Below are 14,621 nucleotides of genomic sequence, written 5' to 3' on the forward strand. Positions count from 1 at the left end.
GCGGCGAACCGGGCTGGCTTGCGCAAAGGAGTTCGACAACCCGGCCTCATCTGATTTGCGGCAGCCTGTCCCATTGATGGAAAGGGGGTGGAGAGGTCAGCTCCCACTCCAATGTGGTAGCTCCTGGCCCCCATGGGTTCATGCCGGCGGCTCTTTGCCGGTAGAAAGCTTCCAAGATGCCGAAGAGGAAAATCACGACACTCGCGGCCGACAGGTACGATCCATACGAGGACACCATGTTCCAGCCGGCGAATGCGTCGGGATAGTCGACATAGCGACGCGGCATGCCCGCCAATCCAAGGAAGTGATGGGGGAAGAAGACGAGGTTCACGCCGACGAAGGTCGTCCAGAAATGGACCCCAGCCAGAAGCGGGTTGTAGAGATATCCCGTCATTTTCGGAAACCAGTAATACCAGCCCGCGAAGATGCCGAAGATCGCTCCCAGTGAAAGTATGTAGTGGAAATGCGCGACGACGAAGTATGTGTCGTGCAGTTCACGGTCGAGGCCGGCATTTGCGAGTTGAACGCCCGTCACCCCGCCTACGGTGAACAGGAATATGAAGCCGAGGGCCCAGAGCATCGGCGTCCGCAGGCTGACCGAACCGCCCCACATGGTTGCAATCCAGGAGAACACTTTTATCCCGGTCGGCACTGCGATCACCATCGTGGCGAAGGTGAAGTAGCGCTGCGTGTCGAGGCCTATCCCGCTGGTGTACATATGGTGGGCCCAGACGACGAAGCCGATCACCCCGATCGCCACGATTGCGTAGACCATCCCGAGATACCCGAAGATCGGCTTTCGCGAGAAGGTCGAGATCACCTGGCTGACGATGCCGAACGCCGGCAGGATCATGATGTAGACTTCCGGGTGGCCGAAGAACCAGAAGAGATGCTGGTACAGCAGCGGGTCGCCTCCGCCGTCCGGCGCGAAGAACGTGGTTCCGAAATTGCGGTCGGTCAGGAGCATGGTGATGGCGCCGGCCAGCACCGGCAGAGCCAGCAGCAGCAGGAAGGCGGTGATGAGGATCGACCACACAAACAGGGGCATCTTGTGCAGGGTCATCCCCGGCGCGCGCATGTTGAAGATGGTGGTGATGAAGTTGATGGCTCCCAGGATCGAGGAGGCGCCCGCAATGTGCAGAGACAGGATGACCAGATCCACGGCGGGACCGGGATGGCCGGAGGTCGACAGCGGCGGGTACAGGAACCAGCCGGTCCCAGGGCCATAGCCGCCGGGGACGCTGGGCATGAAGATCGACAATAAAAGCAGCATCAATGCCGGCGGCAGCAGCCAGAACGAGATGTTGTTCATGCGCGGGAAGGCCATGTCGGGGGCGCCGATCATGATCGGAACCATCCAGTTGGCGAAGCCGCCGATCAGGGCGGGCATCACAGTGTAGAAGATCATGATCAGCGCGTGGGCCGTGGTGAAGACGTTGTAAAGCTGCTTGCCGGCGTCGATCGCCGCGTCGCCCTGGTAACCGTAGATCATCGACGCCAGTCCGGGGAAAAACTGGATCCCGGGTTGCTGCAGCTCGATTCGCATGCTCACCGACAAGAGCATGCCGATCACCCCCGCGATGAAAGCGAAGACCAGATAGAGTGAGCCGATGTCCTTGTGGTTGGTCGAAAACAGCCATCGGGTGATGCCGCTCGGCTGATGGCTGTCGAGACCGTCCGGATCTGCCGCCGTATATTCGTTCATGACCTTCTCCGCTTGAGCCGTCCGTCGCCAGCATCGAACCGTGCTGGAACTTGATTGTTCCCTCCACCGAACAGGCGGTAGGAACATTCCACGGAAGCCGCGGTTAGGTTCCGCGCGGCCGACCCTGCGCGGCTGAGGATCGACGTCCATGCTGGCGATAATTGCTGCGACACTGGTTCTGACGACGGTGGTTGGTGGGCTGATATCCGCCTTCTGGCTCGAGGCGCGTCATGGTCTCCATGACCCCATGCCGCCGGACATGTCGGTGCCCAGGCAACTGAACGCCCCGGCCTGGAGCCGGTGGTCCTGACATGGACGCGATCACCGCGACACTCGACCCGAGAACGCGAGCCGGCTGGCTGCTGCTCGGCTTCGCGCTCGGCGGTTTCTTCGACGGCATCGTCCTGCATCAGATCCTGCAATGGCATCATCTTCTCTCGGGCGTCGCCGATCCGGTGGGTTCCGACCTGCGCTTCCAGATCATGGCCGACGGCCTCTTCCATCTTTTCATGTATGTGCTCGCCGTCGCCGGCACGGTGCTGCTGGTGGCCGCGAGGGCGGCCGGCGCGCGGCCCGGGAGCACCACGGAGATCCTGCGGCTCGCCTTCGCCGGGTTCGGCGTCTGGCATGTCGTCGATGCCGTCGTGTTTCACTGGCTGCTGGGTCTGCACCGGATCAAGATGAACAGCGACTTGCCGCTCGCCTGGGATATTGCGTGGCTGGTCATCTTCGGCATCGTGCCGCTTGTGTTGGTGCTGGTGCTGCCCAACCGCGGCGGACCGGCACGCGGTGCTTCGGCAGCGCTGACCAGCATCGTCCTGCTCGCGGGAGTGGCAGCCGGCGCCGGCCCGTTCTTCAACGGTGCCGCCAATTCCATCATCGTCTTTCGGGCCGGGATGGAACCGGCGGCGATGATGCGGGCCGTTGAAGTCGCCGACGCCCATCTCAAATGGGTCGACGCCAGCGGCACCATCTGGGCGGTCGACCGCGTCTCATGGCGCGGGTTGGTAGCCCTTCACGCGCGCGGCGCCTTGGTGGTCAGCACGACGCCTGTCATTGCCGGATGCCTTGCCTGGACCGATGCCGCCGGAGTGAGCAGTAGCTCCAGCCAGCAGCGAGGCACTCCTGCCAGGCTATGACTTCCGGACAGGGATAGGGGAGTATCAAGCATGCAATTCGCCACCGAGAGCAGCCACGGCCGGAGCCTGACACCGCGGATCGTCGTGGTCGGCGGAGGCTTTGCCGGTCTGGAGGTTGCCAAGGCGCTCGGCAAGGCGGAAATCGGGGTGACGATCATCGACCGCCACAATCACCACCTGTTCCAGCCCTTGCTCTATCAGGTTGCAACCGCCGCCTTGTCGGCGCCTGATATCGCCGAGCCCATCCGCAAGATCCTGGGCCGCTATCCCTCGGTTCAGGTCCTCTTCGGCGATGTCACCGAGATCGGCACCGAGGCCAGGATACTGGTGCTGGCCGATGGGACCACGGTCCCCTACGACATCCTGGTCTTGGCCACCGGTTCGCAGCCATTCTATTTCGGCCAGGAGAGCTGGGCTCGGGTTTGTCCCGGCTTGAAGACCATCGAGGACGCGCGCACGATCCGGTCACGGCTGCTGCTATCGTTCGAGCACGCGGAACGGACCACCGATCCAGTCGAGCAATCCCGGCTGATGACGATCGCCATTATCGGCGGCGGCCCGACCGGTGTCGAACTGGCGGGCTCGATCGCCGAACTCAGCCGGCACACACTGGCGCGCGACTTCCGCAACATCCGGCCCGAGAAGACAAGGATCATACTGGTAGAAGCCGGCGAGCGTCTGCTCGCCGGCTTCGCCCCGGAGCTTTCCAGATATGCACGTCTGCGCCTTGAAAGCCTGGGCGTCGAGGTCGCGCTCGGCAACCGGGTCGAGGCGATCGAAGCGCATCAGATCACCGTCGGCGGCCAGGTGATCCCGGTGGCCTTGACGCTCTGGGCCGCCGGGGTGGCGGCTTCTCCGCTGGTCGCCCAGCTCGGTGTCGGGCTCGACCGCGGCGGTCGGGTGAAGGTCGAATCCGACCTGCACGTCGTCGGCCACCCCGATGTCTTCGCGCTTGGCGACGTCGCACTGGTCCTCGATGGGAACGGCCAGCCATTGCCGGGTCTTGCCCAGGTCGCCAAGCAGCAGGGCGAGCACCTCGGCAAGGCACTGGCACGCCGGATAGATGCTGGCGACACGCTGCCCGCTTTTGTCTTCAGCAATCGAGGCAACACGGCCATTGTCGGCCGCCACGCTGCCGTGTTCGAATCGGGCAGGCTGAAACTGAAAGGCTGGTTCGCCTGGTCTGCCTGGGCGCTCATCCATGTCTACCTGCTCGTCGGTTTTCAGCACCGCGTTCAGGTCTCGATCCAGTGGCTCTGGCGCTACCTGACCTATGAGCGTGGCGCCCGGCTCATCGCCGAGGAGCGAGTCGAACCGGGTTCGACATCGTCGCCGGGAGCGGCCCCGAGAGAGCCGCTGCCAACCAAGGCAGACGCCGCCGGCATTGCACGCCCGCACTGACTAGATTGCCGGGTGCTCAGTTCGGAGACAGTGGCGATGCGGGGGTCAGCTCTGGATTCCGCCACGGCCCGTCGTCCCACGGCAGCCCGAACCTCGATAGTTGAGGCGGGTGGTTCCCAGCTTGTATCCGGTGCCGGCCTGATGGATCCGGATGGCACCAACGACGTTGCGTCCCTATATGAACAAATGAACACAGGCTCCTCGAAACGGGATCTGTTGAACCCTTCCTCTTCAGAGACAGCTCGTCATGACGTCACCTGCGACTGCTGAACAAACCCCGGTCATTCAGATGGGGCTTCCTGCCCTGAGCAACAGCTATGCGCAACTGCCGGAGCGCTTCTTCGCGCAAACAGATCCGAGGCCGGTATCCGAACCGCGGCTGATCCGGTTCAACCGGCCCCTCGCCGAGGAACTCGGGCTCGATGCCGACCTGCTTACCAGCCCGGATGGAGTGGCGATGCTGGCCGGCAACAAATTTCCGGAAGGCTTGCAGGCAATCGCTCTGGCCTATGCGGGCCACCAGTTCGGAAGCTTCGTGCCTCAGCTCGGCGACGGGCGCGCTCTGCTGCTTGGCGAAGTGCTGGACGTCAACGGCATTCGCCGTGACATCCAGCTGAAGGGATCGGGACCCACGCGGTTCTCGCGCAGCGGCGACGGCCGCGCCGCACTCGGCCCTGTCCTGCGCGAATATGTCGTCAGCGAAGCGATGGCGGCGCTCGGCATTCCGACGACGCGAAGCCTTGCGGCGGTGCTCACCGGCGACCCGGTCTATCGCGAGGTCCGGCTCCCCGGCGCCGTCCTGACACGGGTGGCGGCAAGCCATATCAGGATCGGTACGTTCCAATATTTCGCCGCGCGCCACGATACCGAGGCGCTCAAGATATTGGCCGGCTATGCCATTCAGCGTCACTTCCCACAGCTGGCGGAGGAAGCACGGCCGTACCGGGCTTTGCTGGAGGCCGTTGTCGCCGCACAGGCGGACCTGGTGGCGCGCTGGATGCTGGTCGGCTTCATCCATGGCGTCATGAACACCGACAACATGTCGATCTCGGGCGAGACGATCGACTATGGTCCATGCGCCTTTATGGACGCCTATGACCCCAGCGCGGTGTTCAGTTCGATAGACCGCGCCGGCCGCTATGCCTATGCCAACCAGCCTCGTGTCGCCACATGGAACCTTGCGCGCTTTGCCGAGACCCTGCTGCCGCTCATGAGCACGGACGAGAAGGAAGCAGTGTCTGAAGCGGAAGAGGTGCTGAGGTCGTTCCAGGCCTCCTATGAGGCTGTGTTGCAGCGCGGCTTCCGCAGAAAACTCGGACTGCTGACCGAAGCGGAAGGCGACTTGCAGCTCGCTGCCGACTTTCTGGATGTGCTGGCTCGCGGCGAAGCGGATTTTACGCTCGGCTTTCGGCGCCTGGGCGATGACCTCGACGCTGCGGACGGCCAAGGCACGGCGCGGCAGTTGTTTAAGGATCCAGGTGCATTCGATGCCTGGTCGGCGCGGTGGCGCCAGCGCATCGCAAGCGAGGGCGACACGGCCACGCGCCGTTCTGCCATGCAATCGGTCAATCCCAAATTCATCCCCCGCAATCATCGCATCGAGGCGATGATCCAGGCGGCGTTGGGCGGCGACTTCACACCGTTCGAGGAGATCCTGGCAGTCGTCAGCCGTCCCTTCGATGAGCAGCCGGGAATGGAACGCTTTGCTGAGCCGCCACGCCCGGATGAGCGCGTCCTGCAGACATTCTGCGGTACATGAGACATTCGTGATGGTCGCTTAACATGTGCAAATGCGGAAGACCCATTTGCAAGCTATCGTCATGGGCACTCTCGTAGGGGCTGAGCTATGACGATCATAGAATTGGCATTCGAATTGCTGGCACGGAAGCTCGTAGACCGTACCGGAATATCAGACGAAGATGCTCGAGACCTTGTCGCAGCCATGGGAGCTGACTGGTCATCGCTCGTGCGAGCAGCGAGGGCGATCAAAGAGACTTAGGTCTTTTGACGTCGTTTTAGCTGCCATCAGCTGCAGGGAGAGCGGACCTGAGGCTGCTGCCGCGATCCAGGCGCGACACCATCACCGATCATGTCAGCAACGTGGTCAAGCACTGTATTTCGGTCGCTCGAAATCGACCGGATACAACACGCTGCTCTCCTGAAAGCCACTGAAGCCCGCTACGCAAGTCGCCGGAAGCTCGCAATAAACTGCGATAGCAGCCCAGTCTTGAGGTTTATATTGCAGGCCCGCATCACTGGCGGGGCGACGCGGGCCTGCCCAGAGATTGCCTGTCCTCGACAAGCAACGCAGGCCCTGCCGTTCGTTGAAATCCGCGTTGGGAGTCAGATTCCGTCGGCACCGAAATCACAGGTGCTGACGAAGCAGACGGAACTTCCCCCCACGATCACGGTTTGGAGTCACGAGACCAACCAAGGAGATGCAGATGTCGAGCAAAATGCCGCCCGTGCCGCCTGAGAACCAGAGCCAGAAGGGTCGAGGAGAAGGGCGACAGATTAGCCACGATGATGCCCAGCACGGCACTCACGGAGCGCCGGATCCGGAGCGCCAAGGGCAGCAAGCCAACACCAAGGTCAACACCACTCATCAGGGCCGTCAGCAGGATCGGTGATCATGTCCACATCGAAGAAACACCCGAACACGATCCGGCAGGGCGGGCCAGGCGCATCGCACGAGAACGCCAGAAAACCCTTACAGATCAACAAGCCCCCGGCGGATGAAGACCGTCGATCCAAAAGCCGAGTTTCAGGGGGTGGCGGTGAAAAGGACAGTCATCATTCGCACAATCCAGCCAAGAAGGGTAGCAACAGTTGAACCCACGGCTTTGTGAATGATTGTGCTAAAGCGCGCCGCGTGTGCATGTCATTGTCTCACAACCGAGCCTTTTTTTGAGTGACATGCATTAGCCGGACCAGGGTGAGGATCAGCGAGTCGAGACGCCCGGAAAAACCGGAGGCCGTGGGCCCGCACCACTGGCGGAGCGATGCGGGCCCGGCCAAGGGTTACGGCCCTCGACCAGCAGCGAGGGGCTCGCTGCCGCATGCAGAACAAGCCCCGTAATTTCAGGTTCCGCTAATATACAAAAAAGCCGGCCACCTTTCGGCAGCCGGCCAGTTCCAACAGAACAAGGGAACGTGCACTGATGGGGCAGTGCAACGCCCGAAGTGTTTCGAGGCGACGATGTTCCACCGGAAATCCACAGATTCGCCGTTTCGATCTACATTGGCCGGATTGAAAGATCTTTGACGATCTCTCCCAAGTTCTCGCGGAGCCCGGTCCGACGTGTGGCGCCCTGTCTGCGCCTTGGCTCTCTATGCGGCCAGCAAGCTCGTCCTTGAAGAATGCCCGCCGCGACTGCCGCGCGCGTCAAACACCGGCGTGCAATTGGTCGAGCGCGCGGCAGACCGGGGACGCGTCAAGTCGAGCGTCGGTCGACGTAGGTGTAGACGCCGGCCCCAATGGCGACCGCGCCGACCGTGATCACGATCGATGGCGCGCCCATCAAACTGGCAAAGACCGCCCAGATGAGGGCGATGACGATAGCGCCGAGTGTTCCCAGGATCAGTCTCGGCATTGTCTACCCCTCCACGTTCGGGCCGCCTGTGGATGGTCGTCACCCACCGGTCATGCGAAACGCCGCATGAAAGCACAGTGTGGCCCATGAGGTGAAGGGCCGCGCCGGAATACTCCGGTGCGGAAAAGATGATGCCCGCGCCGCCAAAGCCCGGGTGTTCAATAGCCAAATGGCTGGACCGGCGCCTAGCGCCTCAGCGCGTGGACTTCCGCCATGCTTTCGCCGCCCATCGGCAGGGCCATGTCATCATCGAGCAGCCGGGTGATGCGGGCAAAGCCCGTAAACGCCTTCCTGGCTGCTTCGGCCGACATTCTGCCCGACAGGGCCGCGGAGCAGCAATTCACGGCGCACTGATACACAGGCCCACGCCGTCCCAATGGCCATTTCTCCAAAAAGACCATCGCTTCGGCAACGCTATCGACTTCCTCGACGGGGTGTCCCTGCCCGCGCGCAATGCGCACGGGCGTAAAGAAATGCAAGCGGTCCATTTTGTTCTCTCCCTGGTCGGCCGCAGCGCGAACCAACCCTACTAAATTCGCGGATGGCGCGTTTGTTCCGCTTATTGCAAAAAAATCTGCGCTGGTGGGCTTGGGTTGCCGACGCCCGCTTTTGTCCGGAACGTTAGGCCGGCTGATGCATTTCGCTCTCGTGATTGCCTTGAGGGACACGTTCAAACCATGCGCATAGCCCATGTCGCCCCTTTGCACGAATCGGTGCCACCCCTTCTCTATGGCGGCACCGAGCGCATCGTTTCCTATCTGACCGAAGGGCTGGTCGAACTCGGCCATGAGGTGACGCTGTTCGCCAGCGGCGACAGCCGGACGTCGGCCAGACTGATACCAGGTCGCGAACGCGCGCTACGCCTCGATCCGCGCCCGCTGAAATCGGACACGGCGGCGCATCTTGCGATGCTTGCCGATGTGAGGAACCGAGCCCACGACTTTGATATCATTCATTTTCATCTCAGCCATTTCCTGCATTTCTCGTTCTTCGAGACCATGCCGGACAAGACGGTGACGACGCCTCATGGCCGGCTCGATTATGTCGATCTGGCGCCAGCCTATGAGCGTTTTCCGCGCTTTCCGCTGATCTCGATCTCGCATAGCCAGAAGACCGGGCTTGCGAATGCCAATTGGCTGGCCACCATCCATCACGGGCTGCCGACGGGTCTCTATCAGCCGACCTTCGAGACGGCGGCAGGCGAACCATACCTCGCCTTTCTCGGCCGGCTTTCGCGCGACAAGCGGCCGGACCGGGCCATCGACATCGCCTTGCGCTCGGGCATGAAACTCAAGCTGGCGGCCAAGATCGGCGACGATGATCGCGCCTATTTCCATGAGACGATCGAGCCGTTGATCGATGGCGACCGCATCGACTATGTCGGCGAGATCGCCGAGAGTGAGAAGACTGAATTCCTCGGCAATGCCGCTGGTCTGCTGTTTCCGATAGACTGGCCCGAGCCGTTCGGCCTTGCCGCGATCGAGGCGATGGCGTGCGGTACGCCAACCATCGGCTGGAACTGCGGTGCGTTGCCGGAAGTCATCGACCATGGCGTTACCGGATTTGTCGTCGATTCTCTCGACGCCGCGGTCGCCGCGGTGCCGGCCTTGCTGCAACTCGACCGGCGAAAGGTGCGCGCCGTCTTCGAAAGTCGGTTCTCCGCCAACAGGATGGCGCGCGACTATCTCACTGCCTATGCGCGTCTCATCGGCGCCCCGGCTGAATCGAAAGCGTCGTGAACGACGGCGGACGTTCCGAGCCCGAAACAGAGATTTGTGACTGATGACCGAACTTGACGAGCGCAAGCTCGACCCTGCCGTGGCCCTTGCCTCCCTGGACGAAACCGCGCCGCGCGAGCCGCACCGGCTGTTTGCCCTAAAGCAAGGCGACTGTTTTGCCGTGGCCGATGCCTACGGCGATATCAGGGGTGCGGGCGACGGTTTCTTCCGTGACGACACCCGGGTGCTGTCGGAGTTCAGGCTCACCGTCGGCGGCCGGCAGACATCGCTGCTCGGCGCCTCCCTCAGCCAGGACAATGTGCTGTTCACCAGCAATATGACCAATTTGCCGATGCAAAGCGTCGGTGGCCGCGACATCCCCCAGGGCGCCATCCATATCGAGCGCGTCAGGCTGTTGTGGCAGGACCGGCTGTTCGAGCGAATCACCCTTTCCAACTACAGCCAGGAGCATTCGGCAATCCGCGTCTCGCTGCATTTTGCCGCCGATTTCCGCGACATGTTCGAGGTCCGCGGTTCGACCCGGACGAAGCGCGGAATGGCGCATGCAGCGGAGATCGAGCCTGCCTCGGTGCTGCTGCGCTATGACGGACTGGACGGGCTGGCGCGGGTGTCGGCGATCTCGTTCTCGCAGCCGCCGGACCAGTTGAGCGCCGAGCGCGCGGATTTCCTCATCGCAGTGACCAAACGCAGCAGCAAGATGCTTTACGTCGAGGTCGGCGCGGAACTGACCGAAACGCCCGATCGCGACCGTTTTCGGGCGGCCGCGGCGCGCGCTCGTTTCGGCATGCGGGCCAAGCGCCGCCATGGCGCGACGGTGCACAGTTCGGGCCGCGTCTTCAACGATTGGGTCGAACGCGCCCGCGCGGATGTCGCCTTGCTGACCACCGAGCTGTCGACCGGCCCCTACCCCTATGCCGGCATCCCCTGGTTTTCGACGGCCTTCGGCCGTGACGGCGTCATCTCGGCGCTGCAGATGCTATGGCTCAACCCCGGCCTGGCGCGCGGCGTGCTTGCCTTCCTCGCCCAGCACCAGGCGACCGAGACATCGCCTTTCAGCGACTCGCAGCCCGGCAAGATCATGCACGAGACGCGCAAGGGCGAGATGGTGGCGCTGCAGGAACTGCCTTTCGGCCGCTACTATGGCGGCGTCGATACCACGCCGCTCTACATCCACCTCGCCTGCGCCTATGCCGAACGCACCGGCGACATGGACTTCATCGCCAGCCTGTGGCCGTCTCTCTGCGCCGCCGCCAAGTGGACGGAAGAGGCCAGCCGCGCAACCGGCTTCGTCACCTATCAGCGCGCTGCCGAATCCGGCCTTGCGAACCAGGGCTGGAAGGACAGCTTCGACTCCGTCTTCCACGCCGACGGGCGCATCCCCAAGGGGCCGATCGCGCTGGTCGAAGTGCAGGGTTATGTCTTCGCCGCCTTCAGGGGCCTTGCCGCTCTCGCCCGCCGCCGGGGCGAGTTCGCGCAGGCCGATCACTGGGAAAATCGCGCCGAAGAGATGCGGATCGCCGTCGAGCGTGATTTCTGGCTGGACGATCTCGGGTTCTATGCGCTGGCGATCGACGGCGCCGGAGAGCCGTGCAAGGTGCGCACCTCGAATGCCGGACACCTGCTCTACGTCGGCCTGCCCGAACCGGCGCGGGCTAAGATGGTCGCCGACCAGTTGCTTTCGGCTTCCTTCCACTCCGGCTGGGGAGTGCGAACGCTTTCCGACGATGCTGTGCTGTTCAACCCGATGTCGTACCACAACGGTTCCATCTGGCCACACGACACGGCGATGTGCGGCGCCGGCCTGGCGCGGTTCGGCGAGCGTGACAGCGTGGTGCGGCTGATGAGCGGCACGTTCGAATCCGCCGTGCACTTCAACATGCGGCTGCCGGAACTGTTCTGCGGCTTTACCCGCTCGCCGGGTGAAGCACCGATCGCCTACCCCGTCGCCTGCCTGCCGCAAGCCTGGTCCGCCGGTTCGGCCTTCATGCTGATGCAGGCGTGCCTCGGTCTGGAAATCGACGGCTGGAACGGCGAAATCCACGTCACTCGACCCCGTTTGCCGATCGGCATCGATACGCTGACGCTCAGGCATCTGGGTGTCGCCGAAAAGAGGGTCGATCTTACCTTTCAGCGCGTCGGCGACCGCGTCGTCGCCTTTCTCGCCGACCGCCATGAGGGGCTGGTTCCGCTGATCGTGCGGACATGATCGGAACGGCTTTCAACGGGAACCGATCCCAGGGTTTGTGCGTTGCAAAAAACACAGGTTCTCACGGGCGATCGTCGGCTGCGAACACTCAAAATCGAACCATGAAGAAAAAGGCCCTGACGGCCAAAATTGAGTTGGAATTGGAATGACTGATTATGGCATGGCCCTGCTCTGGGTCTTGATCCTTGCAAGCCTTGGCCTTTCGATTCTAGCCGTTCTGTTATCGATCTCCAGGCAACGTCGTAGCCATAGCTTGACGGTTGCACCGACTGCCGGCGAGGACGTCGCATCGGAAGCGACGCGCAAGGTTTTGCGGGAGTTCGAGAAGAATGGACAATCTCCCGACGCGGCGCTGGTGAACTGGTCGCCCGACACCTTGCGCAAGATACTTGCCGACGACCTGCCGGACGCGCAGGTCATCGTCGTCTCGAACCGAGAACCCTATATCCACAACATCAAGGACGACGGCGTCGAGCTTCTGGTGCCGGCCAGCGGCCTGGTGTCGGCGCTTGAGCCTATCACCCGCGCCTGCAGCGGCACCTGGATCGCCTATGGCGGCGGAACGGCGGATCGTCTGACGGTCGACAGCAACGATCGGGTTCAGGTGCCGCCGGACAATCCGTCCTATACGCTGCGCCGCGTGTGGCTGAGCGACGACGAATATCAGGGCTATTATCTCGGCTTTGCCAATGAAGGGCTTTGGCCGCTCTGCCATATCGCCTTCACACGGCCGGTCTTCCGTGCCTCGGACTGGGAGGCCTATGAGGCCGTCAACCGCAAATTCGCCGATATGGTGGTTGCCGAGGCGCGCAATGAGCGGCCGATCGTGCTGGTTCAGGATTACCATTTCGCGCTCCTGCCGCGCATGATCCGCGAGCGCCTGCCGGAGGCGATCATCATCACCTTCTGGCACATCCCGTGGCCGAACTCCGAAGTGTTCAGCATCTGCCCATGGCGCGAACGCGTTCTTGATGGACTGCTCGGGAGCTCGATCATCGGCTTTCACACCCAGTTTCATGCCAATAATTTCACTGAAAGCGTAGACAGGTTCCTGGAAAGCCGGATCGAGCGCGCCGACGCCGCGATCTCGTATGGCGGGCGGACGACACTGGTGCACGCCTATCCCATCTCCATCGAATGGCCGGCCGAACTCCTGGCCAAACTGTCACCGGTCGAGGAAAGCCGCGCCCGCCTGCGTGAGCGGTTCGGCCTGTCGGCGGACGTCAAGCTGTGCGTCGGCGTCGAGCGCCTGGACTACACCAAGGGCATCCTCGACCGCTTCCATGCGCTGGACGAATTGTTTACGCGCCACCCCGAGTGGATCGGCAAGGTAGTGTTCCTGCAGATTGCTGCCCCAAGCCGCGGCACGCTGCCGGCGTACCAGCAATTGCACGATGAATGCCTGCGTTATGCCAACGAGCTCAACCAGCGCTACGGTCATGACGGCTACAAGCCCGTGGTCATGGTGGCTGAGCACCATTCGCAGCAACAGGTCTATGAGATCTATCGCGCCGCCGACATCTGCATGGTCACCAGCCTGCATGACGGCATGAACCTCGTAGCCAAGGAATTCGTCGCCGCGCGTGACGACGAACAGGGCGTGCTGTTGCTCAGCACGTTTGCCGGCGCGTCGCGCGAACTGCTGGAAGCACTGATCGTCAATCCTTACGACGCGGCGATGATGAGCCAGGTGCTGCTGCAGGCGCTGACCATGTCACCGGACGAACAACGCGAGCGCATGCGCCCGATGCGCGAAATAGTGCGCGACAACAATGTCTTTCGCTGGGCCGGCAGCATGCTGCTCGATGCGGCGCGCCTGCGCAAACGCGGCGACCTCGAAAGAGCGACAAGTGTCGCCGAGCGGCCCGCAAACACCGGCAGCAACATCGTCTCACTGTTCGACCGCATGCGGAAGGTGGCGTCATGAATAGCCTGTCGAAAGCACCGGGCCTGCCAACCGCACCCGACCTGCCGGAAGGACAATGGGCGCTTTTCCTCGACATCGACGGCACGTTGCTGGAGCACGCCGCGCACCCCGACGCCGTGTCCGTGAGCGACGAACTGCGCAACCTCCTCGGCGCCGTCGACAAACGGCTGGACGGCGCCGTCGCCTTTATCACCGGCCGCTCGGTCGAGGGCGCCGACCGCCTGTTTCATCCGTTGAAGCTGCGTGTTGCCGGTCTCTATGGGCTGGAACACCGGCTGACGCCGGACGGCCCGGTCGTTACCGCGGATGCTCCCGCCGATATCGCTGCCCTTGCCGACGCCATCGAGGCCGAACTCGATGACGGCCTTGTTCATATCGAGCGCAAGGGTCCGATCCTCGCCATCCATACGCGTGCGGCGCCGCATCTGCTGGCCAGGGCAACGCATCTTGTCGAACAGGCTTTGACCGAGCTTCCCAAGGGCTATCGGGTTATCCCGGGCAATGCCGGCGTCGAACTCATGCCGCTCGAAGCCGCCAAGGGCGCTGCCGTGCGGCGTTTCATGGCAATCCCGCCCTTTGCCGGACGCCGGCCGGTCTTTCTCGGCGACGACACCGCCGACGAAAACGGTTTCGAGGCGATCAACGAGGCCGGCGGCATCTCGATCCGGGTCAAGCCGCGTGGGCCGACCGTGGCCCAATACAGGCTCGATGATGTCACCTGCGCGATAGCTTGGCTTGCCGCCAATTTCGACGCATCACCGGCCCTCAACCGCAAAGCGTCCTGATCCCTGCCGTCTGCGGGTCGAATCAAGATCGCCGCGATTGCGCCGACCTTCGCCAAAAGCCGATCGATAAGCGCTGTTCTCATTGAATATCTTTAAGGCCAAAGCCGGCAAATGGATTGCTTGCCG

The 14,621-nt window shown here is 62.8% G+C and carries 13 protein-coding genes; 10 read left to right on the top strand and 3 right to left on the bottom strand.

The genetic code is table 11. The features are described from left to right. Nucleotides 1-46: 46 nt before the first annotated feature. A complete protein-coding gene (ctaD, locus tag NKL04_RS08770) occupies nucleotides 47-1,705 on the bottom strand; it encodes a cytochrome c oxidase subunit I (protein ID WP_023834102.1) in 1,659 nt (552 codons plus the stop codon). 148 nt (nucleotides 1,706-1,853) lie between these two features. Between ctaD and NKL04_RS08775 the strand changes: the two genes are divergently transcribed. The 6 genes from NKL04_RS08775 to NKL04_RS08800 all read left to right on the top strand — a co-directional run bounded on the left by NKL04_RS08775 (nucleotide 1,854) and on the right by NKL04_RS08800 (nucleotide 7,078). Beyond that, on the top strand, nucleotides 1,854-2,015 hold the full coding sequence (locus tag NKL04_RS08775) for a hypothetical protein (RefSeq protein WP_023693466.1): 162 nt from the start codon (nucleotides 1,854-1,856) through the stop codon (nucleotides 2,013-2,015). Between the two features lies 1 nt (nucleotide 2,016). Next, complete coding sequence (locus tag NKL04_RS08780) at nucleotides 2,017-2,844, top strand: DUF2243 domain-containing protein (protein WP_023702856.1); 828 nt, start codon at nucleotides 2,017-2,019, stop codon at nucleotides 2,842-2,844. 30 nt (nucleotides 2,845-2,874) lie between these two features. After that, on the top strand, nucleotides 2,875-4,245 hold the full coding sequence (locus tag NKL04_RS08785; RefSeq protein ID WP_023702855.1) for an NAD(P)/FAD-dependent oxidoreductase: 1,371 nt from the start codon (nucleotides 2,875-2,877) through the stop codon (nucleotides 4,243-4,245). A gap of 289 nt (nucleotides 4,246-4,534) precedes the next feature. Beyond that, a complete protein-coding gene (locus tag NKL04_RS08790) occupies nucleotides 4,535-6,004 on the top strand; it encodes a protein adenylyltransferase SelO (protein ID WP_023702854.1) in 1,470 nt (489 codons plus the stop codon). A 685-nt stretch (nucleotides 6,005-6,689) separates the two neighbouring features. Continuing rightward, on the top strand, nucleotides 6,690-6,875 hold the full coding sequence (locus NKL04_RS08795; RefSeq protein ID WP_023682450.1) for a hypothetical protein: 186 nt from the start codon (nucleotides 6,690-6,692) through the stop codon (nucleotides 6,873-6,875). 2 nt (nucleotides 6,876-6,877) lie between these two features. Further along, nucleotides 6,878-7,078 (top strand): hypothetical protein, encoded by a 201-nt coding sequence (locus NKL04_RS08800; protein ID WP_081726098.1) that lies wholly within the window; start codon nucleotides 6,878-6,880, stop codon nucleotides 7,076-7,078. Nucleotides 7,079-7,679: 601 nt separating this feature from the next. Here NKL04_RS08800 and NKL04_RS08805 read toward each other — a convergent pair. Beyond that, nucleotides 7,680-7,838, bottom strand: coding sequence for a hypothetical protein (locus NKL04_RS08805; RefSeq protein WP_023672685.1), 159 nt, complete (start codon nucleotides 7,836-7,838; stop codon nucleotides 7,680-7,682). Nucleotides 7,839-8,023: 185 nt separating this feature from the next. Continuing rightward, nucleotides 8,024-8,326, bottom strand: a complete 303-nt coding sequence (locus tag NKL04_RS08810) for a DUF982 domain-containing protein (RefSeq protein ID WP_031209863.1) — start codon at nucleotides 8,324-8,326, stop codon at nucleotides 8,024-8,026. Between the two features lie 189 nt (nucleotides 8,327-8,515). Between NKL04_RS08810 and NKL04_RS08815 the strand changes: the two genes are divergently transcribed. The 4 genes from NKL04_RS08815 (at nucleotide 8,516) to otsB (ending at nucleotide 14,495) form a co-directional block, all read left to right on the top strand. After that, the gene (locus tag NKL04_RS08815; protein ID WP_023672687.1) at nucleotides 8,516-9,577 is read left to right on the top strand and encodes a glycosyltransferase family 4 protein; all 1,062 of its coding nucleotides are present in this window, start codon (nucleotides 8,516-8,518) and stop codon (nucleotides 9,575-9,577) included. A gap of 43 nt (nucleotides 9,578-9,620) precedes the next feature. Further along, nucleotides 9,621-11,783 carry an amylo-alpha-1,6-glucosidase gene (locus NKL04_RS08820; RefSeq protein ID WP_023702851.1) on the top strand — a complete coding sequence of 721 codons (2,163 nt, stop codon included), beginning with the start codon at nucleotides 9,621-9,623 and terminating at the stop codon, nucleotides 11,781-11,783. A gap of 145 nt (nucleotides 11,784-11,928) precedes the next feature. Next, nucleotides 11,929-13,710: an alpha,alpha-trehalose-phosphate synthase (UDP-forming) gene (locus NKL04_RS08825; protein WP_023830060.1), complete on the top strand. Its 1,782-nt coding sequence runs from the start codon at nucleotides 11,929-11,931 to the stop codon at nucleotides 13,708-13,710. Next, entirely contained in the window at nucleotides 13,707-14,495 is a 789-nt protein-coding gene (gene otsB, locus NKL04_RS08830; RefSeq protein ID WP_023702849.1) for a trehalose-phosphatase, read from the top strand. The genes NKL04_RS08825 and otsB overlap by 4 nt, the downstream gene beginning before the upstream one ends. Nucleotides 14,496-14,621: the final 126 nt, after the last annotated feature.

It is taken from the genome of Mesorhizobium sp. C264A, assembly GCF_040324515.1.
Classification (GTDB): domain Bacteria; phylum Pseudomonadota; class Alphaproteobacteria; order Rhizobiales; family Rhizobiaceae; genus Mesorhizobium.